Source organism: Rhizobium laguerreae (genome assembly GCF_019778565.1).
Classification (GTDB): Bacteria; Pseudomonadota; Alphaproteobacteria; order Rhizobiales; family Rhizobiaceae; genus Rhizobium; species Rhizobium laguerreae.
In genome coordinates this window covers 176,318-201,430 of the sequence record NZ_JAAXQT010000005.1, presented here as the reverse complement: position 1 = coordinate 201,430, position 25,113 = coordinate 176,318, and the positions used below count along the sequence as shown (strand labels likewise).

25 protein-coding genes are annotated in these 25,113 nt (G+C 62.1%); 21 read left to right on the top strand and 4 right to left on the bottom strand.

The genetic code is table 11. The features are described from left to right. From HFO71_RS17410 to HFO71_RS17375, 8 genes are all read left to right on the top strand, one after another. Nucleotides 1-606 carry a GNAT family N-acetyltransferase gene (locus HFO71_RS17410; protein WP_131642287.1) on the top strand — a complete coding sequence of 202 codons (606 nt, stop codon included), beginning with the start codon at nucleotides 1-3 and terminating at the stop codon, nucleotides 604-606. Next, nucleotides 599-2,065, top strand: a complete 1,467-nt coding sequence (gene lpdA, locus HFO71_RS17405) for a dihydrolipoyl dehydrogenase (protein WP_168258340.1) — start codon at nucleotides 599-601, stop codon at nucleotides 2,063-2,065. The genes HFO71_RS17410 and lpdA overlap by 8 nt, the downstream gene beginning before the upstream one ends. Nucleotides 2,066-2,142: 77 nt before the next feature. Continuing rightward, entirely contained in the window at nucleotides 2,143-2,397 is a 255-nt protein-coding gene (locus HFO71_RS17400; protein ID WP_003539329.1) for a GlsB/YeaQ/YmgE family stress response membrane protein, read from the top strand. 37 nt (nucleotides 2,398-2,434) lie between these two features. After that, nucleotides 2,435-2,683: a GlsB/YeaQ/YmgE family stress response membrane protein gene (locus tag HFO71_RS17395; protein ID WP_131642289.1), complete on the top strand. Its 249-nt coding sequence runs from the start codon at nucleotides 2,435-2,437 to the stop codon at nucleotides 2,681-2,683. A gap of 48 nt (nucleotides 2,684-2,731) precedes the next feature. Then, complete coding sequence (lipA, locus tag HFO71_RS17390; protein WP_131642290.1) at nucleotides 2,732-3,703, top strand: lipoyl synthase; 972 nt, start codon at nucleotides 2,732-2,734, stop codon at nucleotides 3,701-3,703. Nucleotides 3,704-3,771: 68 nt separating this feature from the next. Next, nucleotides 3,772-4,320 carry an AAA family ATPase gene (locus HFO71_RS17385; RefSeq protein WP_221988239.1) on the top strand — a complete coding sequence of 183 codons (549 nt, stop codon included), beginning with the start codon at nucleotides 3,772-3,774 and terminating at the stop codon, nucleotides 4,318-4,320. A gap of 41 nt (nucleotides 4,321-4,361) precedes the next feature. Beyond that, nucleotides 4,362-4,958, top strand: a complete 597-nt coding sequence (locus tag HFO71_RS17380; protein ID WP_131642292.1) for a P-loop NTPase family protein — start codon at nucleotides 4,362-4,364, stop codon at nucleotides 4,956-4,958. Between the two features lie 9 nt (nucleotides 4,959-4,967). Beyond that, nucleotides 4,968-5,420, top strand: coding sequence for a type II toxin-antitoxin system RatA family toxin (locus HFO71_RS17375; RefSeq protein WP_129420805.1), 453 nt, complete (start codon nucleotides 4,968-4,970; stop codon nucleotides 5,418-5,420). Nucleotides 5,421-5,434: 14 nt separating this feature from the next. On the opposite strand, the gene HFO71_RS17370 is transcribed toward HFO71_RS17375, so the two are convergent. After that, entirely contained in the window at nucleotides 5,435-5,938 is a 504-nt protein-coding gene (locus HFO71_RS17370) for a CinA family protein (protein WP_131642293.1), read from the bottom strand. Continuing rightward, the gene (locus tag HFO71_RS17365; protein WP_131642294.1) at nucleotides 5,935-7,152 is read right to left on the bottom strand and encodes a bifunctional 2-C-methyl-D-erythritol 4-phosphate cytidylyltransferase/2-C-methyl-D-erythritol 2,4-cyclodiphosphate synthase; all 1,218 of its coding nucleotides are present in this window, start codon (nucleotides 7,150-7,152) and stop codon (nucleotides 5,935-5,937) included. The genes HFO71_RS17370 and HFO71_RS17365 overlap by 4 nt, the downstream gene beginning before the upstream one ends. A 145-nt stretch (nucleotides 7,153-7,297) precedes the next feature. On the opposite strand from HFO71_RS17365, the gene dusB reads away from it, so the two are divergent. From dusB to hflX, 9 genes are all read left to right on the top strand, one after another. Further along, nucleotides 7,298-8,314 (top strand): tRNA dihydrouridine synthase DusB, encoded by a 1,017-nt coding sequence (gene dusB, locus HFO71_RS17360; protein WP_170269152.1) that lies wholly within the window; start codon nucleotides 7,298-7,300, stop codon nucleotides 8,312-8,314. Beyond that, entirely contained in the window at nucleotides 8,311-9,465 is a 1,155-nt protein-coding gene (locus HFO71_RS17355) for a two-component system sensor histidine kinase NtrB (RefSeq protein ID WP_077981089.1), read from the top strand. The genes dusB and HFO71_RS17355 overlap by 4 nt, the downstream gene beginning before the upstream one ends. After that, nucleotides 9,462-10,913, top strand: a complete 1,452-nt coding sequence (gene ntrC, locus HFO71_RS17350; RefSeq protein WP_077981088.1) for a nitrogen regulation protein NR(I) — start codon at nucleotides 9,462-9,464, stop codon at nucleotides 10,911-10,913. The genes HFO71_RS17355 and ntrC overlap by 4 nt, the downstream gene beginning before the upstream one ends. Nucleotides 10,914-11,522: 609 nt before the next feature. After that, nucleotides 11,523-12,512: a potassium channel beta subunit family protein gene (locus HFO71_RS17345; RefSeq protein WP_168258341.1), complete on the top strand. Its 990-nt coding sequence runs from the start codon at nucleotides 11,523-11,525 to the stop codon at nucleotides 12,510-12,512. Nucleotides 12,513-12,742: 230 nt separating this feature from the next. Beyond that, nucleotides 12,743-15,013, top strand: a complete 2,271-nt coding sequence (locus HFO71_RS17340; protein ID WP_017960313.1) for a sensor histidine kinase NtrY-like — start codon at nucleotides 12,743-12,745, stop codon at nucleotides 15,011-15,013. Continuing rightward, entirely contained in the window at nucleotides 15,003-16,367 is a 1,365-nt protein-coding gene (ntrX, locus tag HFO71_RS17335) for a nitrogen assimilation response regulator NtrX (protein ID WP_011651865.1), read from the top strand. Before HFO71_RS17340 ends, ntrX begins: the two co-directional genes overlap by 11 nt. 64 nt (nucleotides 16,368-16,431) lie before the next feature. Beyond that, nucleotides 16,432-17,295: a D-amino-acid transaminase gene (locus HFO71_RS17330; RefSeq protein ID WP_131642298.1), complete on the top strand. Its 864-nt coding sequence runs from the start codon at nucleotides 16,432-16,434 to the stop codon at nucleotides 17,293-17,295. A gap of 112 nt (nucleotides 17,296-17,407) precedes the next feature. Then, nucleotides 17,408-17,650 carry an RNA chaperone Hfq gene (gene hfq / locus HFO71_RS17325; protein ID WP_003539403.1) on the top strand — a complete coding sequence of 81 codons (243 nt, stop codon included), beginning with the start codon at nucleotides 17,408-17,410 and terminating at the stop codon, nucleotides 17,648-17,650. Between the two features lie 77 nt (nucleotides 17,651-17,727). Then, entirely contained in the window at nucleotides 17,728-19,053 is a 1,326-nt protein-coding gene (hflX, locus tag HFO71_RS17320; RefSeq protein ID WP_131642299.1) for a GTPase HflX, read from the top strand. A gap of 339 nt (nucleotides 19,054-19,392) precedes the next feature. Here hflX and mazG read toward each other — a convergent pair whose 3' ends face one another. Both mazG and HFO71_RS17310 read right to left on the bottom strand, forming a co-directional pair. Continuing rightward, nucleotides 19,393-20,238, bottom strand: a complete 846-nt coding sequence (mazG, locus tag HFO71_RS17315; RefSeq protein WP_168258342.1) for a nucleoside triphosphate pyrophosphohydrolase — start codon at nucleotides 20,236-20,238, stop codon at nucleotides 19,393-19,395. A gap of 36 nt (nucleotides 20,239-20,274) precedes the next feature. Continuing rightward, entirely contained in the window at nucleotides 20,275-20,862 is a 588-nt protein-coding gene (locus HFO71_RS17310; RefSeq protein WP_131642301.1) for a deaminase, read from the bottom strand. 268 nt (nucleotides 20,863-21,130) lie between these two features. Here HFO71_RS17310 and cysG point away from each other — a divergent pair, with 268 nt between their 5' ends. The 4 genes from cysG to HFO71_RS17290 are packed head-to-tail and all read left to right on the top strand — an operon-like array spanning nucleotide 21,131 to nucleotide 25,086. Continuing rightward, a complete protein-coding gene (cysG, locus tag HFO71_RS17305; protein ID WP_131642302.1) occupies nucleotides 21,131-22,567 on the top strand; it encodes a siroheme synthase CysG in 1,437 nt (478 codons plus the stop codon). Nucleotides 22,568-22,569: 2 nt separating this feature from the next. Continuing rightward, nucleotides 22,570-22,884, top strand: a complete 315-nt coding sequence (locus HFO71_RS17300) for a DUF2849 domain-containing protein (protein ID WP_131642303.1) — start codon at nucleotides 22,570-22,572, stop codon at nucleotides 22,882-22,884. An 8-nt stretch (nucleotides 22,885-22,892) separates the two neighbouring features. Beyond that, nucleotides 22,893-24,563, top strand: coding sequence for a nitrite/sulfite reductase (locus HFO71_RS17295; RefSeq protein ID WP_131642304.1), 1,671 nt, complete (start codon nucleotides 22,893-22,895; stop codon nucleotides 24,561-24,563). A gap of 10 nt (nucleotides 24,564-24,573) precedes the next feature. Beyond that, complete coding sequence (locus HFO71_RS17290) at nucleotides 24,574-25,086, top strand: DUF934 domain-containing protein (RefSeq protein WP_131642305.1); 513 nt, start codon at nucleotides 24,574-24,576, stop codon at nucleotides 25,084-25,086. Nucleotides 25,087-25,113: the final 27 nt, after the last annotated feature.

The following is a 25,113-nucleotide window of genomic DNA, read 5'->3' as shown; positions in this document are numbered from 1 at the left end:
ATGACCTCCTTCATCGCCCTCCGGCAGGCCTCACGGCGGGATGCCTCGGAGCTGGCGATTCTGGCGGATATCGCATCGCGCGGTTTTGCCTCCTGGCTTTGGTTTGCCGGTGTGCAAAACGGCGTGAGCGACACGCCGCTGGAGCTGGGCCGGCTGAAGATGGGCGAGGAGGAAGCTGTCGGCGGCTGGCGGGATGCCGTCATTGCCGAGGCCTATGGCGAGGTCGCTGGTGTGGCGATCGGCCATGCGCTGAATGAGGGGATAGGTGATATCGAGGCCACCATTCCGGCGACCGCACCGATGCTTGCCTTGCAGAAGACGGTGGTCGGAAGCTGGTTCATCGGCAGTCTCGGCGTCTATCGCCATCTGCGTGGCATCGGCATCGGACGCAGGCTGCTGGACGATCAGATCGAAAGGGCCGATCGCCGACCGGTCAGTCTCATTACCGCAAGTGATAACGAAGCGGCTTTGTCGCTTTATGGAAGAAACGGATTCCTGGAGGCTGCGCGCGCCGATGCCGTGCCGCTCTTCGAAAACAGCAAGAGACATGCGTGGGTGCTCATGACCCGCAGCGCAGCGCAACAAAGGCAGGAAACACATGGCTGAATCCTACGACGTCATCATTATCGGCTCAGGCCCCGGCGGCTATGTCGCCGCCATCCGCGCCAGCCAGCTCGGCCTCAAGACCGCGATCGTCGAGCGCGAGCATATGGGCGGCATCTGCCTGAACTGGGGCTGCATCCCGACTAAGGCGCTGCTGCGCTCGGCCGAGGTGCTCGATCACGCCAACCACTTCAAAGATTACGGCCTCGTTCTCGAAGGCACGGTCAAGCCGGATGCCAAGGCCGTCGTCGGCCGCTCGCGTGCCGTCTCCGCCCGTCTGAATGCCGGCGTCGGCTTCCTGATGAAGAAGAACAAGATCGACATCATCTGGGGAGAAGCGAAGATCACCAAGGCTTCGACTGGAGCTCAGCCCGGCGAGATCGTCGTCGGCAAGCCGTCGAAGCCGGTCGTCGAGCCGCAGCATCCGCTGCCGAAGAACGTCAAGAGCGGCGAGGGCACCTATTCCGCCAAGCATATCATCATCGCCACCGGCGCCCGTCCGCGCGCGTTGCCCGGTATCGAGCCGGATGGCAAGCTGATCTGGACCTATTTCGAGGCGCTGAAGCCGGATGTTTTGCCGAAATCGCTGATCGTCATGGGCTCGGGCGCGATCGGCATCGAATTCGCCAGCTTCTATCGCTCGATGGGTGTCGACGTCACGGTCGTCGAAGTCATGCCGACCATCATGCCGGTCGAGGATGCCGAGATCACGGCGATCGCCCGCAAGCAGCTTGAAAAGCGCGGCCTCAAGATCTTCACCAGCGCCAAGGTCACCAAGGTCGACAAGGCCACGAACAGCGTTACCGCCCGTGTCGAGACGGCCGATGGCAAGGTTGAGCAGATCACTGCCGACCGGCTGATTTCGGCCGTCGGCGTTCAGGGCAATATCGAAAATCTCGGTCTCGAGGCGCTCAGTGTCAAGACCGACCGCGGCTGCGTCGTCATCGACGGCTACGGCAAGACCAATATCGCCGGCATCTATGCGATCGGCGATGTCGCCGGCCCGCCGATGCTGGCGCACAAGGCGGAGCATGAGGGCGTCGTCTGCGTCGAAAAGATCGCCGGCCTTCCCAATGTCCATCCGACCGACAAGGGCAAGGTGCCGGGCTGCACCTATTGCAATCCGCAGGTCGCCTCCGTCGGCATCACCGAAGCGAAGGCCAAGGAACTGGGCCGCGACATCCGCGTCGGCCGCTTCTCCTTCGCGGCAAACGGCAAGGCGATCGCACTCGGCGAAGACCAGGGCATGGTGAAGGTGATCTTCGACAAGAAGACCGGCGAACTGCTCGGCGCCCACATGGTCGGCGCCGAAGTCACCGAACTCATTCAGGGCTTCGTGGTCGCGATGAACCTCGAGACGACCGAGGAAGAACTGATGCACACGATCTTCCCGCATCCGACCGTGTCGGAATCGATGAAGGAAGCGGTGCTCGATGCTTACGGCCGCGTCCTGAACGCTTGATACTTTCCAATGCCGCCCTTTATGTCGGGGTGGCAAAGCCATCCTCACCAGGGTGGAAAAAACGAAAGGAAATCATCATGTCTATGGAGACGCAGGCGTTGCTGGTGTTTTTGCTGATCGGCCTGGTTGCAGGCTTCCTGGCAAGCCTGGTCGTCGGTGGCGGCGGGTTGATAAGATGCCTGCTGAGCGGAATCATCGGCGCCTTCGTCGGCGGTTATCTGTTCAGCGCGCTCGGCATTTCGCTGGGCATCGAAAATGCGCTGGTCGTGCAGATCATCCACGCCACCGTCGGCGCCATCATCGTGGTTCTAATCGCGAGAGCGGTCGCTTGAAGAGCAACTGAGGGCCAACTTGAGGGTAGGGGTAGGCATGGAAAGCGTCGGCTGGATTTCGGCAATCACCATCGGCGGGCTTGCAGGCTGGCTCGCCGGCAAGCTGATGGAAGCGCGATACGGGATTTTCCTGAACATCGTGCTCGGCATCGTCGGCTCGGTCGTCGCAAGCGCCATCCTCGCGCAGTTTCATCTCGAGGTGGTCGGCGGGCGGCTCGGCTATTTCGTGACGGGTTTCCTCGGCGCCTGCTTGTTGATATTCCTTGCGCGGCTGGTGCGGCGCTAGATCCGAATGAGATTTGCCGCATAGGGGCGGTAGAAAGCTGAAACTGCAATGGTGACCATCCTCGATACGATCAATCCCGACGCCAAGCGCGTGCGGCATCCGGAGAAGGCGCATCGGCCGGACACGGAAGTCATGCGCAAGCCGGACTGGATTCGCGTCAAGGCGCCGACCTCCAAGGGTTATGCCGAGACCCGTGCGATCGTGAAGGAGCACAAGCTCGTCACCGTCTGCGAGGAGGCCGGCTGCCCGAATATCGGCGAGTGCTGGGACAAGAAGCACGCGACCTTCATGATCATGGGCGAGATCTGTACCCGCGCCTGCGCCTTCTGCAATGTCGCCACCGGCAAGCCCAATGCGCTCGACATGGCCGAGCCGGAGAATGTCGCCAAGGCGGTCAAGGAGATGGGCCTCAGCCACGTCGTCATTACCTCGGTCGACCGTGACGACCTGGAGGACGGCGGCGCCGCGCACTTCGAAAAGGTGATCTGGGCAATCCGTGCCGCCTCGCCGATGACGACGATCGAGATCCTGACGCCCGACTTCCTGAAGAAGCCGGGTGCGCTGGAACGCGTCGTCGCCGCCAAGCCGGACGTCTTCAACCACAATATGGAAACGGTGCCCGGCAACTATCTGACGGTTCGCCCCGGCGCCCGCTACTTCCATTCCGTTCGCCTGCTGCAGCGGGTGAAGGAACTCGATCCGACGATGTTCACGAAATCGGGCATCATGGTCGGTCTTGGCGAAGAGCGAAACGAAGTGCTGCAGCTGATGGACGATCTGCGCACAGCCGATGTCGACTTCCTGACGATCGGCCAATACCTGCAGCCGACGCGCAAGCACCATAAGGTCGAAAGTTTCGTCACCCCCGACGAGTTCAAGTCTTATGAGACCGTCGCCTACAGCAAGGGCTTCCTGATGGTCGCCTCCAGCCCGTTGACGCGCTCGTCCCACCATGCCGGCGACGACTTTGCTCGGCTGCGGGCGGCGCGCGAGAAGAAGCTGTTGATCGCCGCCGAGTAACATCTGGTACTTGCTTTTTGATTGAACCGCGGCGATTTTCGCCGCGGTTTTTCTTTGGGAGGCCGACGATGAACATCACCTCCGGATTGAAATCGCCGCTGATCGAAGCCGACCGTATCCTGGTTATCGGCTGCCCCGGCAGCGGCAAGAGCACGCTCGCAAAGCGGCTTTCGCGAGCGCTCGACCTTGACTACATCTCCATGGACCGCGACTTCTACTGGCAACCGGGCTGGAGAAAGAGACCGCGCGACGAGATCGACCGCCTGATCGCCAGGGCGGTGGCGGAAGAACGCTGGATCATGGATGGAACCGGGCTGAGCTCCTTCCATCTTCGTTTGCCGCGCGCCGACGCCGTCATTTGGCTTCGGCTGTCCAGTTATGCATGCCTGTACGGCGCGGTCTCAAGAACATTCCGTTATTTTGGGCGCAACCGTCCCGAACTGCCTGCCGGCTGCCCCGAACGCTTCTCGCTGGACGCGCTTGCCTATATCTGGAATTTCGAGCGGGATGCCGCGCCTCTGATCGAGGCAGCACTTCGCGATCACGGGCTTGTCGAATCCACCGTCATTTTAAGATCGCGCAAAGCGGCTAGCCGGTTCGCCGCTCTTGGCGCTTGAGAGCATGCCGGCGAAGCGCACGTCTGGCTCGAGGGAGTTGCATGATGGATCAGAAAGTAGACCTGCCGCCGCGTCAGCAAATCACCGATCTCGAACAGGCGGCAAAGCATATCCGGACAGCCCGCCGCATCCTCGTCATCGGTTGCTCGGGCGGCGGCAAATCGACGCTGTCGCTGAAGATCGCCAGGCGCTTCGGGCTTTCCTACATTTCGCTCGACCGCGACGTATACTGGCTTCCCGGCTGGGTCACGCGCGACAGGGTCGAGCAGAGAATGATCATCACCAGCCGGATCCTCGAAGAACGTTGGATCATGGACGGCACGAACCCGTCTTCCTTGGACATTCGGTTGCCGCGCACCGATTTCGTCGTCTGGGTCCGCATGCCGCGGCTTGTCTGCATCTGGGGCGCAATCAGCCGGTGGGCGAAATGGATCGGCCGCACTCGCCCCGAAATGGCGCCGGGCTGTATCGAGAAGGTCGATTTGGAATTCCTCCGATTCATCTGGACCTTCGAGGAGAAATTCGCGCCGCGCCTCGTCGCCGGCATCGCCGCGCATGGCCCCGACGTGCCGGTTCTTCAGCTAAAATCCCGCCGCCAGATGCGCGAGCTTCTTGATCTTCTCGGCCGGCCCGATTAATTGCCGCTTATGCCGCAATTCGAAACGCACCGTCCCGTCCCGCACACGCCCGAGCAGATGTTCGATCTCGTCGCCGATGTCGAGCGTTATCCGGAATTCCTGCCGCTCTGCGAAGCGCTCGCCATCAGGAGCCGCAAGGAGCGCGACGGCAAGATCCTGCTCGTCGCCGACATGACGGTCGGCTACAAGGCGATCCGCGAGACCTTCACGACGCAGGTGCTGCTGAACCGGGCCGAACACGTCATCGAGGTCAAATATATCGATGGTCCGTTCAAATATCTCGACAATCGCTGGCACTTCGCCGAGATCCCGTCCGGCGGCTGCACCGTCGATTTCTTCATCGACTACGAGTTCAAGAGCCGCATCTTGGGCGCGCTGATGGGCTCGATGTTCGACCGCGCCTTCCGCATGTTCACCGAAGCCTTCGAGACCAGGGCAAACCGAATCTACACGCCGGTTTGATGCGCGAACCCGCGTCAGGCAGCAAGCAGTGAGCGCACCATCTCCAGCGCCGTCCTGATCGTCGCCAGCCGAATCTCGCTACGGCCGATATCGCCATAGAGCATCTTTCGGTGGATGAGCATGCCGGCGCGCGATTTGGCGGCGAGATGCACGAGGCCGACCGGTTTTTCCGCCGATCCGCCGCCGGGGCCGGCAATGCCTGTGACGGCGACGGCGATCTCGGCGCGTGAGCGGAAGAGGGAGCCATGCACCATCTGCCGCGCCGTTTCCTCGGAGACCGCCCCGAAGCGCAGCAGCGTTTCCGCCTGCACGCCGAGCATCTCGATCTTTGCGGTATTCGTATAGGTGACGAAGCCACGGTCGACGACGGCGGACGAACCCGAAATCTCCGTCAACGCTCCGGCGATCAGCCCGCCGGTGCAGGATTCGGCGGTCGAGATCATCAGCCCTGCAGCCGTGAAGTCGCGGACGATCGCCTCCGCCGTCGAAATAATATCCTGAGGAAAAAGGCTCATCATTTCCTTCCGCGATAGACGACGGTCGCCGTGGCGATCGCCGCGATGCCTTCGCGTCGGCCGACGAAGCCGATCGTCTCATTGGTCGTCGCCTTGACCGAGCAGCGCTCGATATCGATGCCGAGATAATCCGACAGTTTCGCCCGCATGGCGTCTCGATGCGGGCCGACCTTCGGCGCCTCGGCGATCAGAGAGACGTCCGCATTCATGATCGTACCGCCGCGCTCGCGCACGATCCGGGCGGCATGCTCGATGAAGATCCGCGAGGCCGCCCCCTTCCATTGCGGGTCGGACGGCGGGAAATGATCGCCGATATCGCCGGCGCCGCAGGTGGCGAGCAGCGCGTCCGTCAGCGCATGCAGCGCAACGTCGGCATCCGAGTGACCTTTCAGCTTCTGGTCATGCGGAATGAACACGCCGCAGAGCGTCACGCCATCGCCCGCTACGAGCTGGTGCACGTCGTAGCCGTTGCCTGTGCGCACGTCCGGAAGCAGCGAAGACGAGAGCTTGTCGTCGGCCATGGCGATATCGTTCTTGACCGTCAGCTTGACGTTGTCGTTCGTGCCCTCGACGATCGTCACCGGAATGCCCATCCATTCGGCGATCGAGGCGTCGTCGGTGAAATCGCTTCGTCCGTTCGCGGCTGCCTTCTCATGCGCCTCGAGGATCTTATCGAAGGCGAAGGATTGCGGCGTCTGCGCCGCGTAAAGATGCTCGCGTGAAATCGTCGTCAGCACGGTGCCGGCGCTGTCGGCGCGTTTCAGCGTATCGGTGACCGGGATCGCCGGCAGGACCGCCTGTGCGCCGGCGTCAAGGCTCTCGGCGATGCGGTCTAGAAGCACATGATCGAAGAACGGCCGCACGGCATCGTGGATCAGGACATGACTGATGTGCTTGTCCTTGAGGTGTCTGAGGCCGGCAAGCACGGATTGTTGCCGGGTCGCACCCCCATGCACCGTTTTGATCGGCGTTGCCGAGATGATGTGGCGGAAGGCTCTCGCAAACAGCGCCTCGTCATCGGGATGGATGACGACGACGATCTCGGTTGCGGCTTCCCATGTCATGAAGTTTTCAAGCGTATGCACGATAACCGGCTTGCCGCCGATCATGCGATATTGCTTGGGGCCTTCCTTGGATGATCCTGCGCGCTCGCCGCGGCCGGCGGCAACGATGACAATTCCAGCCGATATCGGTTGCTTAGAAGGCATTTGCAGCATAAATCCCCTAAAATATGCGGAATTGACCCCAGTGCTCTAACGTCTTGCTTTGGCCTTTTCCAGCATCTGCCCGAAAAATATCAATTCCTGTCTCAGCCCCCTTGGCAAGACAGGGAATAGTGGCTAAAAATAATGCAGTTCTATTGTGTGCCCGAAAGATAATCATTTGATTTCCCAGGACCTCGCAGCGCCTTTCCAAATCGGACCCGTGTCCGTGCGGAACCGCGTTGTGCTGGCGCCGATGTCCGGCGTCACGGATATGCCCTTCCGCGAGCTTGCATGGCGCTTCGGCGCCGGCCTCGTCGTCACCGAGATGGTGGCGAGCCGCGAACTGGTCAACGACACGGCTGAATCCTGGTCGCGGCTCAGTGCTGCGGGCTTCCGGCCGCATATGGTGCAGCTTGCCGGGCGAGAGGCGCACTGGATGGCGGAGGCGGCCAAGATCGCCGCCGATCACGGCGCCGATATCATCGACATCAACATGGGCTGTCCGGCAAAGAAGGTGATCGGCGGTTATTCGGGTTCGGCGCTGATGCGTGATCCCGATCACGCGCTCGGCCTCATCGAGGCGACGGTCAAAGCCGTCGACATTCCGGTGACGCTGAAGATGCGCCTTGGCTGGGATGAGAACTCGATCAACGCGCCTGATATCGCCCGCCGCGCCGAGGCGGCCGGCATCCAGCTTGTGACCATTCATGGGCGCACCCGCATGCAATTCTATGAAGGCCGCGCCGATTGGGATGCGATCCGCGCCGTCCGCGAAGCGGTCGCCATTCCGTTGGTCGCCAACGGCGATGTCGAAACCGCAGCTGACGCGCAGGAAATATTGCGCCGCTCCGGCGCCGATGCCGTGATGATCGGCAGGGGCTGCCAGGGCAGGCCGTGGCATGCCGGCGTCATATCAGGTGCGCCCGCACCGCAATCCCAGGAGATCGCCGATATCGCCGTCGAACATTACCGGATGATGCTGGATTTCTACGGCGAAGCGGTGGCGATCCGCCACGCCCGCAAGCACCTTGGCTGGTATCTCCAGCGTTTCGCGCCTGACCTGTCAGGCGCTGAAAAGGCGGAGATCATGACCTCGCGCGATCCGCGCGAGGTGGCCGCGCGCCTTTACGATGCGCTGGCTGTGAATATTGTCGACAGCCGGGAGGCGGCATGATGAAGGATATGACATCTCCGTCCGATCATGCCGGCGGGACCGTCGCCATGGCCGTGCTGAACGCCATCCAGAACCCCGTCGTCATGGTCGACGAATCCGGCTTCGTCGTTTTCGCCAATTGGGAGGCGGAGGCCTTCTTCGGCGCCAGCGCTTCGCATCTGGCGCGTTACCGCATCTCGACCTTCATTCCTTTCGGCAGCCCGCTGCTTGCCCTGATCGACCAGGTGCGCGAGCGCAAGGCGCCGGTCAACGAATATCGCGTCGACCTGAGTTCGCCCCGCCTCGGCCAGGACAAGCTCGTCGATCTCTATGTCGCCCCGGTGCTCAGCGAGCCCGGCGCCGTCGTCATCGTCTTCCAGGAACGGTCGATGGCCGACAAGATCGACCGGCAGCTGACCCATCGCGCCGCCGCCCGCTCGGTGACCGGCCTTGCCTCGATGCTGGCGCATGAGATCAAGAACCCGCTCTCCGGCATACGCGGCGCCGCCCAGTTGCTCGAACAGTCTGCGGTCGACGACGATCGGGCGCTGACCCGGCTGATCTGCGACGAGACCGATCGCATCGTCTCGCTGGTCGATCGCATGGAAGTCTTTTCCGACGAACGCCCTGTTGACCGCATGCCGGTCAACATCCATTCCGTGCTCGATCATGTGAAGGCGGTCGCCAAGGCGGGTTTTGCCCGCAACATCCGGGTCACCGAGAGTTACGACCCGTCGCTGCCGGCCGTCTATGCCAATCGCGACCAGCTCGTCCAGGTCTTCCTCAATCTGGTGAAGAACGCCGCCGAAGCGGTCGGCGATCGGTCGGACGGCGAGATCATGTTGACGACGGCCTATCGTCCCGGCATCCGTCTTTCGGTCGCCGGCACGCGTGAAAAGATCTCGCTGCCGCTGGAATTCTGCGTCCACGACAACGGCCCCGGCGTTCCCCTCGATCTGTTGCCGCATCTCTTCGATCCTTTCATCACCACCAAGCCGAACGGCAGCGGCCTCGGTCTGGCGCTGGTCGCCAAGATCATCGGCGATCACGGCGGCATCATCGAATGCGACAGCCAGAACAGCCGCACGACATTCCGCGTTCTCATGCCGGCGTCGAAGGACGCCTCGCTCGAGGACGCCTCTATAGCAAGCTCGACAGGACCTTCTCGATGACAGCTACGATCCTCGTTGCAGATGATGATGCGGCCATCCGGACCGTGCTCAACCAGGCTTTGAGCCGCGCCGGTTATGACGTCCGCATCACCTCCAACGCCGCTACCCTCTGGCGCTGGATTTCGGCAGGCGAGGGCGATCTGGTCGTCACCGATGTGGTGATGCCCGACGAGAACGCCTTCGATCTGCTGCCGCGCATCAAGAAGGCGCGGCCCGACCTGCCGGTCCTCGTCATGAGCGCCCAGAACACCTTCATGACCGCCATCAAGGCCTCGGAAAAGGGCGCTTACGATTATCTGCCGAAGCCCTTCGATCTCACCGAGCTGATCGGCATCATCGGCCGGGCGCTCGCCGAGCCGAAGCGCAAGCCCGCCAAACTCGAAGACGACATGCAGGACGGCATGCCGCTCGTCGGCCGGTCGGCGGCGATGCAGGAAATCTACCGCGTGCTCGCCCGCCTGATGCTGACGGACTTGACGCTGATGATCACCGGCGAATCCGGCACCGGCAAGGAGCTCGTCGCCCGCGCGCTGCATGATTACGGCAAGCGCCGCAACGGCCCGTTTGTTGCGATCAACATGGCGGCGATCCCGCGCGACCTGATCGAATCCGAACTGTTCGGCCACGAGAAGGGCGCCTTCACCGGCGCGCAGACCCGCTCGACCGGCCGCTTCGAGCAGGCCGAAGGCGGCACGCTCTTCCTCGACGAGATCGGCGACATGCCGATGGACGCCCAGACACGGCTCTTACGCGTCCTGCAGCAGGGCGAATACACCACCGTCGGCGGCCGCACGCCGATCCGCACCGATGTGCGCATCGTCGCCGCCACCAACAAGGACCTGAAGCAGGCGATCAACCAGGGCCTCTTCCGCGAGGATCTCTATTACCGCCTCAACGTCGTGCCGCTGCGCCTGCCGCCGCTGCGCGACCGCGCCGAGGACATTCCCGATCTGGTACGCCATTTCATCCAGCAGGCGGAAAAGGAAGGTCTTGGCTCCAAGCGTTTCGATCAGGAAGCGCTCGAATTGATGAAGGCATATGCCTGGCCGGGCAACGTCCGCGAACTGGAAAATCTCATCCGCCGTCTGATGGCGCTTTACCCGCAGGATGTGATCACCCGCGAGATCATCGACGCCGAACTTCGCTCCGACGTGCCCGACAGCCCGATCGACAAGGGGCCGATGCGCAGCGGCTCGATGACGATTGCGCAAGCCGTCGAAGAGAACATGCGCAGCTATTTCGCAGGCTTCGGGGACAATCTGCCGCCGCCCGGCCTCTATGATCGCGTGCTGACCGAAATGGAATATCCGCTGATCCTCGCCGCACTGACGGCGACGCGCGGCAACCAGATCAAGGCGGCCGATCTTCTCGGTCTCAACCGCAACACCTTGCGCAAGAAGATCAGGGAACTTGGTGTCTCGGTCTACAGGAGTTCCCGCACCGCCTGAGGTCGTTCGGGGGGTGCGCTGAAAAGAAGGCGGCGGGCCCTCATGTTGCCCACCGCCCACCCCTCCCGGCGTCCGCCGCCACGGTCGGGAGGAGAGGTGAGCCTATCTGAGCCAGGCCACGGTTTGTATCCAAGCAGACAAACAAAGATGCGGTGTCATTCGACAGTCACATAAGCATTTGTGAGGAGTGTTTTGCCGAGAGGCGAATGTCATTGAAGTTGCTGCGATCATTGTCGCGGTGCCTGTGGATAGGCTGTGGATATCCGGTGGATGACGGGATCAATCAGCGCGCGATAACGTCGCAGACTCCAATCGCATGTTGCCTATCCGTTCCGAATCTCATCATGCTGCCGTTGCTGCCGTCGACCTCCGCCGCAAACGTCGTCGATCGCATGCCACGGGCGCTCCGGCTGATGTCGTGGAGCGCCCTTTTTCTTTACGGTCGGGGGCTGACGGGACCTGCGACATCGTGTTTTGGTCAACTTGGCGGGCTGAGCCTCGCATATCGTTGCGCATGCCATAGATTACGCCAATCGGTCGTCGATCGATCGGGCGACGCCGACCCCGATGACAGGCCGGCACATATTCATAATTTGCGGGAGTTACATGATGGAATATCGACGTTTGGGAAAGTCGGGCCTGCAGGTGAGCGAGTTCTCCTTCGGTTCATGGGTGACGTTCGGCAAGCAGGTCGATGGAGGCGACGCCGTCGACCTCATGAAGCTTGCCTACGACAATGGGGTGAACTTCTTCGACAATGCCGAAGGATACGAGAGCGGCAAGTCCGAAATCGTGATGGGCGAGGCGCTCAGCAGGCTCGGCTGGAGCCGTGACAGCTTTGTCGTCTCCAGCAAGGTCTTCTGGGGAGGTGAGAGGCCGACGCAGCGCGGCCTGTCGCGCAAGCATGTGACCGATGCCTGCCACGCAGCGCTCAAGCGGCTTCAGGTCGACTACCTCGACCTTTATTTCTGCCACCGCCCGGATATCGACACGCCGATCGAGGAAACGGTCCGGGCGATGCACGATCTCGTCGCCCAGGGCAAGGTGCTCTACTGGGGCACGTCGGAATGGTCCGCGCAGCAATTGACGGAAGCCTATGCCGTCGCCCGGGATTTGCGCATCACGCCGCCGACCATGGAACAGCCGCAGTACAACATCTTTGAACGCCAGAAGGTCGAATCCGACTATCTGCCGCTCTACGACCTGATCGGCCTTGGCACCACGATCTGGTCACCGCTCGCCTCGGGCGTCCTGACCGGGAAATACAATGACGGTGTGCCGGCCGATAGCCGTATGAACCTGCCGGGCTATGAATGGCTGAAGGATAAGTGGTCCAGCGATGCCGGCCGCGCCCAGCTCAAACAAGTTGGCGAGCTTGCAAAGCTTGCGGACGAGATCGGCCTATCGATCACCCATCTCGCCCTTTTGTGGTGCCTCGCCAACCGCAACGTCTCGACCGTCATCCTTGGAGCCTCGCGCGCCAGCCAGCTGCAGGACAATCTCGCGGCCCTCTCACACCGACAGAAGATGACGTCTGACGTGCTGGAGCGGATCGACACGATCGTCGGAAACAAACCCGAAGGGCCTCGGCGCTTCTAGAGAAAACAAAACCTTCCTCGGGGTCAGATTAAGGCTCGTCGAGGGAAGCACGGCTTGACAATGTGCCGAGGCGCGTTGCATTTTCGCCACAATGCGTTGCTTAAAGGTCACGCACGGGTTTTGGACATTCGCTCCCGATCGAGTCGTTGCAGCGCTGGCTTTTTAAGCCGGCGTTGCTTGGTTTTCGATCGGATGGCGAGGGCGGCGGGTGCCGTCTGAAGAGAGGCCGAATGACGCAGGATGGGGTATCGCCGGCGGCGGCGGGCGAGACGGTGACGACGGTGACCGATCGCCGCGCCCTTTTTGCCGTGCCCGGCCTCGTGCTTGCCGGCGGCGCGCTTCTCTGCGCCACGGCGACGCTGTTCGTGCTGCTCGGCCTGACGCCGATCGCCCCGACGTCGCATGTCGTCATCACCTCGGTGATCGTCAATTCCTTCTTTGTCCTGACGCTGCTCGCCTTGATCGGCCGCGAAGTGGCAAGGCTGCTGAAGGCCCGCACCCGCGGCCGTGCGGCAGCCCGCCTGCATATCCGCATCGTCGTGCTCTTTTCGATCGTCGCGATCACACCGGCGATCCTCGTCGCCATCTTCGCCAGTATCACGCTGAATGCCGGTCTCGACCGCTGGTTTGCCCTGCGCACCCAGTCGATCGTCAGCTCGTCGCGCAATATCGGCCAGGCCTATATGATGGAGAATGCCAGCTACCTGCAGGGGCAGACGGTCTCCATGGCCAATGACCTGGAGCGCAACCGCGCGCTCTACAGCCTCGACAGGACCGGCTTTGCCGACCTGATGACCCGCCAGGCGAGGGGCCGCGGCCTGCTCGGAGCCTTCCTCGTCGAGCGCGACGGCTCGGTGATCGTCCAGGCCGATATCGCCACCGAAAAGCCGCTGCCGGCCATTCCGCAGGATGCGCTGGAAAAGGCGGCCGCCGGCCAGCCGACGCTGATCCCGCCCGGCGTCACCAATCTCGTCGGCGCCATAATCAAACTCGATGCCATTCAGGGCACCTTTCTCTATACGGTGCGCGCCGTCGATCCCAAGGTCATGGGCGCGATGCGCATGATGGAGGAGAACGCCACCGAATACCGCTCGATGGAAGCCAACCGCTTCTCTCTGCAGGTCGCCTTTGCCGTGCTCTATATCGGCTTCGCGCTGATCGTGCTGCTGGCAGCGATCTGGACCGCGATCGCCGTCGCCGACCGCATCGTCCGGCCGATCCGCCTGCTGATTACGGCGGCCGACAGCGTTGCATCGGGCAATATGGATATTGTCGTGCCGGTGCATGCCGTTGACGGCGACGTCGCCAATCTTTCTCGCACCTTCAACAAGATGATCTCGGAAATCCGCACCCAGCGCGACGAGATCCTCGAGGCCAAGGACGAGGTCGACGACCGCCGCCGCTTCATCGAGGCGGTGTTGTCGGGCGTCACCGCTGCCGTCATCGGCGTCGAGCAGGACCGCCGCATCGCCATCGTCAACAGCTCGGCCGAGACGCTGATGTCGCTGTCGGCCGACGAGATGCTCGGAAAGCAGCTGGTCGACATCGCGCCGGAGGTCGATCACGTGCTGACCGAGGCGGCGGTGCGTCATCGCGGCGATTTCCGCAAGCAGATTGCTCTGGTGCGCGGCGGCACTGTCAGGACGCTGAGCGTGCAGGTCACCCGCGAGGAAGTGCGCGACATGAGCGAATCCTACGTGATCACGCTCGACGACATCACCGATCTCGTCATCGCCCAGCGCTCGACCGCCTGGGGCGACGTGGCAAGGCGCATCGCTCATGAGATCAAGAATCCGCTGACGCCGATCCAGCTGTCCGCCGAGCGCATCCAGCGCCGCTACGGCAAGCAGATCGACCCGGATGACCGGACGGTCTTCGACCAGTGCACGGATACGATCATCCGCCAGGTCGGCGACATCGGCCGCATGGTCGACGAATTCTCTGCTTTCGCCCGCATGCCGAAGCCGACCAAGGAGCCTAGCGACCTGCGCAATATTCTGCGCGACGCGATCTTCCTGCGCGAGATGGGCAACCATCACGTCACCTTCGAGCAGGATTTCGGCGATCAGCCGCTGGAGGGTCTGTTCGACAGCCGCATGCTCGGCCAGGCTTTCGGAAATCTTATCAAGAATGCCGTCGAATCGATCGAGGCCGTTCCGAGTGACGAGCGGGACGAACGCAAGGTTCTCGTCCGCGCCGCACTCGATACCGGCCGCGACCGCTTCACCGTCGACGTGATCGACAACGGCCGTGGCTTGCCGGTGGAGAACCGCCACAGCATTCTGGAACCCTATATGACGATGCGCGAGAAGGGCACCGGCCTCGGCCTCGCCATCGTCAAGAAGATCATCGAGGAACATGGCGGGCAGCTCGAGCTGCATGATGCGCCCGCCGATTTTGACCGGGGAAGAGGGGCCATGATCCGCGTGCATCTGCCACGCCTGGATCCGACGCCTGCTGCTCCCGCAGCCAATGACAAGGAAAGCGTTTATGGCCTCTGATATTCTCGTCGTCGACGATGAGCACGATATTCGCGAGATCGTTTCCGGCATTCTCTCCGACGAAGGGCACGAGACGCGCACGGCCCATGACAGCGACAGCGCGCTGGCGGCGATTTCCGATCGCGTGCCGCGGCTGATCTTCCTCGATATCTGGATGCAGGGCAGCAAGCTCGATGGTCTGTCGCTGCTCGACGAGATCAAGACCCGCCATCCCGAACTGCCCGTGGTGATGATATCAGGCCATGGCAACATCGAGACCGCCGTCTCGGCGATCAAGCGTGGCGCCTTCGATTTCATCGAAAAGCCCTTCAAGGCCGACCGGCTGATCCTGATCGCCGAACGCGCGCTGGAGAATTCCAAGCTGAAGCGCGAGGTCTCCGATCTGAAGCGCCGCACCGGCGATGCGCTGGAGCTGATCGGCACCTCGGTTGCCGTTTCGCAGCTGCGCCAGACGATCGAGAAGGTTGCACCGACCAACAGCCGCATCATGATCCTCGGCGCGTCGGGTTCCGGCAAGGAGCTGGTGGCGCGGATGATCCACAAGAAGTCGGCTCGCGCCAACGGCCCCTTCGTTGCGATCAACGCCGCCAACATCACGCCCGAACGCATGGAAGTGGCGCTGTTCGGCACCGAGGGCACGCCCGGCCAGGCGCGCAAGATCGGCGCGCTCGAGGAAGCCCATCGCGGCATCCTCTATCTCGACGAGGTCGGCGAGATGCCACGCGAGACGCAGAACAAGATCCTGCGCGTGCTGGTCGATCAGCAGTTCGAGCGCGTCGGCGGTTCCAAGCGCGTCAAGGTCGATGTCCGCATCATCTCTTCGACCGCCTATAATCTCGAGAGCCGCATCGCCGAGGGGTGGTTCCGCGAGGATCTCTATCATCGCCTTGCCGTCGTGCCGGTGCGTGTGCCCGCACTTGCCGAACGGCGCGAGGACATTCCCTTCCTCGTCGACCAGCTGATGCGCCAGATATCCGAGCAGGCCGGCATCCGTCCGCGCCGCATCGGCGATGACGCCATGGCGGTGCTGCAGGCGCATGATTGGCCCGGCAACATCCGCCAGCTGCGCAACAATATCGAGCGGCTGATGATCCTTGCCCGCACCGACGGCCCCGATGCGCCGATCACCGCCGACATGCTGCCGACCGATCTCGGCGACATGCTGCCGAAGGTGTCCGCCAAGAACGACTATCACATCATGACGCTGCCGCTGCGCGAAGCCCGCGAGATGTTCGAGAAGGATTATCTGATCGCCCAGATCAACCGCTTCGGCGGCAATATCTCGCGCACCGCGGAGTTCGTCGGCATGGAGCGTTCGGCGCTGCACCGCAAGCTGAAGTCGCTCGGCGTCTGATCGTTTCCGGCGCGGCCGACGCCGCGCCGCGTCCCATATTGCTTCCCGGAAGACCAGGTTTCCCATGCCGAGAATTGCCTATGTGAATGGCCGTTACGTCAAGCATTCCGATGCCAGCGTGCATATCGAGGATCGCGGCTACCAGTTCGCCGATGGCGTCTATGAAGTCTGCGAGGTGCGCCACGGCTATATCGTCGACCTCACGCGCCATCTGAACCGTCTCGACCGTTCGCTTGGTGAGTTGCGCATCGCCTGGCCGATGGGCCGGGCGGCACTGACGCAGGTCATTCGCGAGACGCTGCGCCGCAACCATGTCCGCAACGGGCTTTTCTACATGCAGGTGACGCGCGGTGTCGCCCGCCGCGATCATGTCTTTCCGGTCGAGGGAACGCCGCCCTCGCTTGTCATTACCGCCAAAAGCACCGACGCCAGGGTTATCGCCGCCAAGAATGCCAACGGCATCCGGGCGATCACCCTTGTCGACAACCGCTGGGACCGCGTCGACATCAAGTCCATCGGCCTGCTGCCGAATGCCATGGCCCGCCAGCAGGCCAAGGAGGCCGGCGCCCAGGAAGCGATCTATGTCGACGGCGACGGCATGGTGAAGGAAGGGGCGGCGACCAATGTCTGGATCGTCGATCCGGACGGAACGCTGGTGACGCGACCGGCCGAACACGGCATTCTGCGCGGCATTACCCGCACCACTCTGATGGATGTCGGGGCCAAGCTGGGGTTGACGATAGCGGAGCGGAATTTCTCCGTTTCCGAGATGCTCGCGGCCCGCGAGGTCTTCCTCACTGCAGCCACAAGCATTTGTTTTCCGGTCGTTTCCGTCGATGGCCAGGCCATTGCCAACGGTCATCCAGGCAGCGTTTCGCAGAAAGTCCGCGAGGCCTTTTTCGACGTTGCGGAAAAGATTGCGATTTGATACCAAGATTTGCTGGACAGGTGGAATGAGGATGCCACCGGTCTTCGCATGGTGAGGTTGATTGATATTCTACCGGCCAGATCAGGTCGGCAATAAAGAAAGAAGCGGCGCGATGGCGGAACGTTCTCAGAATCTTCAGGACTTATTTCTCAATACTGTTCGCAAGCAAAAGATTTCCCTGACAATCTTTCTGATCAACGGCGTGAAACTCACGGGCGTTGTTACGTCTTTTGACAATTTCTGTGTTCTTCTTCGCCGTGACGGCCATTCGCAGCTGGTGTATAAGCATGCGATCTCGACGATCATGCCGGGCCAGCCCATGCAGATGTTTGAGAGCGAAGAAGCCGCGTCCTAACAGGATCAGCCGTCATTTCGACACGCGATACCAAGAACGATTCGATCATCCCTGAGGCCGCCAAGCACAGGGACGACATGCGCGCGACTGTCGTCGTGCCGGTTCTGAAATCGCGCAGCCGCGGCGGGCAGGGTGAATCAGCCTCGACCCGCACGCCGGAAAGCCGGCTCGAAGAGGCGACGGGCCTTGCCCAGGCGATCGATCTCGATGTCGTCAATGGATCGATCGTCCCGGTCAATGATCCGAGACCGGCTACGTTGCTTGGCACCGGCAAGATCGAGGAGATCAAGGCGCTGCTCGACGAGCGCGATTCCGGTCTCGTCATCGTCGATCATCCATTGACGCCGGTGCAGCAACGCAACCTCGAAAAGGAATGGAACGCCAAGGTCATCGACCGAACGGGCCTTATCCTCGAAATCTTCGGCCGCCGCGCCTCCACCAAGGAAGGCACGCTGCAGGTCGATCTCGCCCATCTGAATTATCAGAAGGGCCGCCTGGTCCGCAGTTGGACCCACCTTGAACGCCAGCGCGGCGGCGGCGGCTTCATGGGCGGCCCCGGCGAAACCCAGATCGAAGCCGACCGACGGATGCTGCAGGACCGCATCATCAAGCTCGAGCGTGAACTGGAGCAGGTCGTCCGCACCCGCCAGCTCCACCGCGCCAAACGCCGCAAGGTGCCGCATCCGATCGTGGCATTGGTCGGCTATACCAATGCCGGCAAGTCGACGCTGTTCAACCGCATCACCGGCGCCGGCGTGCTGGCCGAAGACATGCTCTTTGCCACGCTCGACCCGACCCTTCGGCGCATGAAGCTGCCGCACGGCCGCACCGTCATCCTCTCCGACACCGTCGGTTTCATCTCCGACCTGCCGACCCATCTGGTCGCCGCCTTCCGGGCGACGCTGGAAGAGGTGCTGGAAGCCGATCTCATCCTGCATGTCCGCGACATGTCCGATGCCGACAACCAGGCGCAGAGCTCCGACGTGATGCGCATCCTGAACGATCTCGGCATCGACGAGGCCGAAGCCGAAAAACGGCTGATCGAGGTCTGGAACAAGATCGATCGGCTGGAGCCCGAGGTGCACGACACCATGGTGCAGAAATCGGCCGGCGCCAGCAACGTGGTGGCGGTTTCCGCCGTCAGCGGCGAGGGTGTCGACACGCTGATGGAAGAGATCAGCCGCAGACTGTCAGGCGTGATGACCGTGGCAACGATCCGACTTCCTGTTGATAAGCTGGCGCTGCTGCCCTGGCTTTACGATCACGCGATCGTCGACAGCCGCGAGGATAATGAAGACGGCACGATCACGCTCGATCTGCGCCTCTCCGAAACCGAGGCAACCGAACTCGAACGCCGCATCGGCAATGGTCCGAAGTCTGATAAGGAAGATTGGGAGCGGTAATCGCCCCTTTAAGGATGTGCTTTCGCCTCCCTTTATAAGCTCAGCTCAATCGGCGTAACGGGCAGCCGATCGAATACCATATGGTTTGACTGGGCTGAGAGGAAGCAAGAGCGCTGCCACATCCCCCTTCTCCCCAGCGGGGAGAAGATGCCGGCAGGCAGATGAGGGGGTGAGCGACGACAGGAGCGAATGCGCTGAGCGCAAGCGAAGAGCACAATGAAGGCGTGCCGCGCGGCCCCCTCATCCGACCCTTCGGGCCACCTTCTCCACGCTGGGGAGAAGGGGAGCAAGCCCAGCCTCCGCTCTAACTCTGTTCCCTTTGAAATGCTCAGGGAAAACTCACTCAGCCCCCGATGTCACAGCTCTTTCAATCGACTTCGCCGCCTGCCAGATTTCCTCCATCCGCTCCAGCGTCGCGTCTTCCAGCGTCTCGCCTTCTGCCTCAAGAACTTGTTCTATATGGCTGAAACGCCGCCGGAATTTCGTATTGGTTCCGCGCACTGCCTGTTCCGGATCCGCCTTCACATGCCGCCCGATATTGACGACCGCGAAGATCAGGTCGCCGAGTTCGTCGCTGACCTTTGCCTGATCGCCTTCGCGAAGGGCTACCCGCAATTCACCGATCTCTTCCTCGATCTTGTCGAGGATCGGCTCCGGTGCTGACCAGTCGAAGCCGACCTTGGCGGCGCGTTCCTGCAGCTTCAGTGCTTCCGTCAGAGCCGGGAAGCTACGCTGCACGGAACCGAGGAAGCCGCTGTTGAAATCCTCGGTGATGCCACGCCGTGACCGCCGCTCAGCGCGCTCGCGTTTCTCCGCCTGCTTGATCTCGTCCCATTGTCTCTTCACCGCGTCCGGCGTATCCGCCGCCGAGCGGGCAAAGACGTGCGGGTGGCGGCGGATCATCTTGGCGGTGATGGCGTTGACCACGTCGCCGAAGGAAAATTCGCCGGCCTCCTCGGCCATGCGTGCGTGAAACACCACCTGCAGCAGCAGGTCGCCCAACTCGTCGCAGAGATCGTCCATATCGCCGCGCTCGATCGCGTCGGAGACCTCATAGGCCTCCTCGATCGTATAGGGCTTGATCGTCTCGAAGTTCTGTTCGATGTCCCAGGGGCAGCCGGTTTCGGGATGGCGCAGCGCCGCCATGATCTCGATCAGCCGCGAAATTTCTTTGGAAGGTTCCATGTTGCCTCGATTCAGCGGGCTTCAGTTCGGTGGGCCTCAATTCAGAGGAATATCGTTGGCGCTCTTCGACGATTGGTAGCTGGTCGACAGCGCGTCGTAGCGCGCCTTGATGCGGGCGGTCTGCGTCTTCAGCGCGGTCTTCAGCGGACCCTCCTCGGTCTCGACGAGATCGGCGATGGCAAAGCTGTTCCAGAAGGCGTTTTGCCTGCGGTAGCCGCCGGGTTCAAGCCCGAAGACCTCCTTGAGTATCTTCAGGTCGTGCGGAATGGCGAAGGCGTCGCGCGAATCCTCATGGCTGAAAAAATAGTAGAAATTGTCGAAGCCGGCCCAGGTGATCGCCGACATGCACATCGTGCAGGGCTCGTGCGTCGAAAGGAAGATCAGATCCTTGGTCGGCGGCTTGTCGCCAAGCTCGTAGAAGCGCTTCAGCGTATGGACCTCGCCGTGCCAGAGCGGATTTTCCAGCTCGTTATTCGTCTCGGCGACGACGAGCGAAAGATCGGATTTCCTTAAGATCGCCGCACCGAACACCTTATTGCCAAGCGAAACGCCACGCTCCGTCAGCGGCAGGATGTCGCCTTCGATGACCGAAAGCAGGCGGGAGGCAATGGTCTTATCAGGCATGAGGGCGCTCCAGTTTTCCTCAATCTATCGCCTTGGCGGCGCGAGTGAAATGCGTCAAGCACCGGTGGACGTCTTTTGTCACAAGCTTTATACTGCATTGCAGCAAGCGGGCTGGGAAGATGCGGCTTTTTGGCCGCACGGGTGACTTTTCTCAAATCATTGACGGCACGAGCAAAAGAATACCCGCTTGCTTGGGCTTTCGAATTTCTGTTCCTTCAATCCCTTGTCGATCAAGGGCATATTCCGGCAACCTTGAAGTGGATTGATGATGCCTCCCAAGACTGAACAGCTTTCGGTATTTCCCGCCTTCTTTCGCGTGGAAGGCCAGAAGACGGCTGTCTTCGGCAATGGCGACGAAGCTTTCGCTAAGGTGCGGCTGCTGCTGAACACGAAGGCGCGGATTGTCGCCTATGCCGATCGGCCGGAAGCCGATTACCACTCGTTCCTGATCGGCAACCGTATCGAGACCGTGCGCGTTGCCTTCTCAGCCGAACAGGTCGAGGGTTCGGCGCTCGTCTTCGCCGCAACCGGCAATGAAGCCGACGACCGCAGCATCGTCGATGCCGCCCGCGCCGCCAGAATTCCGGCCAATGCCGTCGATCAGCCCGATTACTGCGATTTCTTCACGCCGGCGCTGGTCAACCGCGCGCCCGTCGCCGTTGCGATCGGCACTGAAGGGGCAGGGCCGGTTCTGGCGCAGATGATCCGCGCCCAGATCGACCAGCTTCTTTCGCCCTCGCTCGGCCGCCTTGCCGGGTTGGCAACGAGCTACCGCAAGGCCGTCGAACAACTGGTTCCGAGAGGCGTCTCCCGCCGGGTCTTCTGGCGTCGTTTCTTCTCCGGCGCCGTTGCCGATGCGGTCGCCAACGGCAACCTGCCGCAGGCCCACCATGCCGCCGACCGGCTGCTGCACGCGATGGACAAGGTCGCAGGCCACGTCTGGCTGGTCGGCGCCGGTCCGGGTGCCGAGGATCTGCTGACGCTGCGGGCCCAGCGCGTGATGATGGAAGCCGACGTCATCGTCTATGACGCGCTCGTGCCGCAGGCGATCGTCGATATGGGCCGCCGTGATGCCGAGCGGCTTTCCGTCGGCAAGCGCAAGGGCTGCCACTCGAAGTCCCAGGAAGAAATCAACGACCTGCTGGTCGATCTCGGCCGCCAGGGCAAGCGGGTCGTGCGCCTGAAATCCGGCGATCCGCTGGTCTATGGCCGGGCAGGGGAAGAGATGGCCGCATTGCGTGCTGCGGGCGTCACCTATGAGGTCGTGCCCGGTATCACCTCGGCTTTCGCTGCCGCAGCCGATTTCGAGCTGCCGCTGACGTTGCGCGGCGTCGCCTCCTCGTTGGTCTTTACGACAGGCCATGATCTCACAGGCGACGTGCTGCCCGATTGGGCAAGCCTTGCCGTTTCCGGCGCGACGATCGCCGTCTATATGGGCCGCACGGTTGCTGCCTCCGTTGCCGAGCGGCTGATGCAGGCGGGCATTCCCGCCGAAACCACCGTCGCCGTAATCGAAAATGCCAGCCGCGCCGATCGTCGCCTGCTGCATGGGACGCTCGCCGATTTGCCCGATCTGCAGCGCCGCGACGAGTTGACCGGGCCTGTCATGGTCATCATCGGCGATGCGGTAGCCGGCGCCAATTTCGAACTGTCCGAGCCACTAGTGCGCGCAAATGCCCGGCTCGAGGAACTTGCAAGGAGCTGAATATGGGTGACAAGGTTCTGACCGCCAACCGGCTGACGGACGGCATTGCCGTCTGGCTGGATGCGAACGGGAAGTGGTCCACCTCGCTGCAGGAGGCGCTCGTTGCCCATCATGCCGAGGCCGTCGCGGCGCTGGAGGCGATCGGCAAGAAATCCTATGCCGACAACGAGGTCGTCGACGTCGCCGTCGTCGACGTTCAGGAAACCAACGGCATTCTCTGGCCGCTTCGCCTTCGCGAGCGCATCCGCGCACAGGGCCCGACCATGGAATATGCCCCGGGCTACGCTCCTGCCGATCCCGAATTCATTGCAGTCTGAGGAAGACGATGTACCGTTACGACGAATTTGACCATGCCTTTGTTACCGAGCGCGTCGAGCAGTTTCGCGATCAGGTCCAGCGCCGCCTTTCCGGCGAACTCGCCGAGGATGCGTTCAAGCCGCTGCGCCTGATGAACGGCGTCTACCTGCAGCTCCACGCCTACATGCTGCGCATCGCCATTCCCTATGGCACGCTGAGCGCGCGCCAGCTGCGCATGCTCGCCCATATCGCCCGCACCTATGACCGCGGCTACGGACACTTCACCACGCGCCAGAATCTGCAGTTCAACTGGCCGAAGCTGTCCGATATTCCGGATGCGCTGGCCGACCTCGCCAGCGTTGAAATGCATGCGCTGCAGACCTCCGGCAACTGCATCAGAAACGTCACCGCCGATCACTTCGCCGGTGCCGCCGCCGATGAGGTCGCCGATCCGCGTCCTTACGCCGAAATCCTGCGCCAGTGGTCGTCGGTACACCCGGAATTTTCCTTCCTGCCGCGCAAGTTCAAGATCGCCGTTACCGGCGCCGAGCGTGACCGCGCCGCAATCCAGGTCCATGATATCGGCCTGCATGTGAAGAAGAACGACAAGGGCGAAATCGGTTTTGCCGTCTATGTCGGCGGCGGCCAGGGCCGTACGCCGATGATCGCCAAGCTGATCCGCGACTTCCTGCCCGAGGAAGACCTGCTCTCCTACACCACGGCAATCGTGCGCGTGTACAATCTGCACGGCCGCCGCGACAACAAGTACAAGGCCCGCATCAAGATCCTAGTGCACGAAACCGGCACCGAGGAGCTGACGCGCCAGGTGGAGGCCGAATTCGTCGCGCTGAAGGATACCGAGCTCAAGCTGCCGGAAAAGGACGTCCAGTCGATCGCTGCCTATTTCGCGCCGCCTGATCTGCCCCAGCGCGCCGAAGGCTGGGAAAACCTCGCCCGCTGGAAGAAGGCTGATTCCGGTTTCTCCCGCTGGGTCCAGCAGAACGTGCAGCCGCACAAGAACCCCGACTACGGCATGGTGACGATCTCGCTGAAGCCGATCGGCGGCATTCCGGGCGATGCCTCGGATGCGCAGATGGATGCGATTGCCGATCTCGCCGAGGAATATGCCTTCGACGAAATCCGCGTCAGCCATGAGCAGAACCTGATCCTGCCGCATGTGGCACTTGCCGATCTCGAAGCCGTCTATCGCGGCCTCGTCGCCATCAATCTCGCCGAAGCCAATGCCGGCCTGATCACCGATATCATTGCCTGTCCCGGGCTGGACTACTGCGCGCTGGCCAATGCACGCTCGATTCCGCTGGCGCAGGAAATCTCCCGGCGTTTCGGCAATGCCGAACGTCAGGCAGAGATCGGCGAACTGAAGATCAAGATCTCCGGCTGCATCAATGCCTGCGGCCATCACCATGTCGGCCATATCGGCCTGCTCGGTGTGGAAAAGAAGGGCGCCGAACTCTACCAGATCACGCTCGGCGGCTCCGGCGACGAACATACCTCGATCGGCGAAATCATCGGCCGCGGCTTCGAGCCGGACCGGGTGACCGACGCGATCGAGACGATCGTCGACACCTATCTCGGCCTGCGCCTCGATCCATCCGAGAACTTCCTCGCCGCCTATCGCCGCGTCGGACCGCAGCCTTTCAAGACCGCGCTCTACGGCGCGACGGCCGAAGCGGCATAAGGAGGGGATGATGACGAAGATCTGGAGAGAAACCGGTTTTGTCGAAAACGATCCCTGGGTGATCGAGACCGACGAGGTGAAGGCGTCCGAAGAGCAGAAGCCGCTGCTTAGTCTCGACGAACTGATCGCCAAGGCCGACGAAAGCAACGATGTCGGCCTCGGCGTGTTGATCAAGCCGGCCGACGACGTGCGCCGGCTGGAGCCCTATCTCTATCGCCTCGAAATCATTGCCGTCGCCTTTCCGGCTTTCAACGACGGCCGCGCCTTCAGCCATGCTTCGTTGCTGCGCCAGCGCCTCGGCTACACCAACGAGCTGCGCGCCGTCGGCGACGTGCTGATCGATCAGGTGCCGCTGATGCTGCGCGTCGGCATCGACAGCTTTTCGGTCACCAACGCCACGGCGCTGAAGCGTCTGGCCGAAAACCGTCTTCCCGCCATTCCCCATCATTATCAGCCGGCGGTGCGTGACGCCGAAGCCGGCAAGGGCTATAGTTGGCGCCGTCAGGCGAAGCCGGCCGCATAAGCGGTCGATCCGCCTTTTTACGATGGC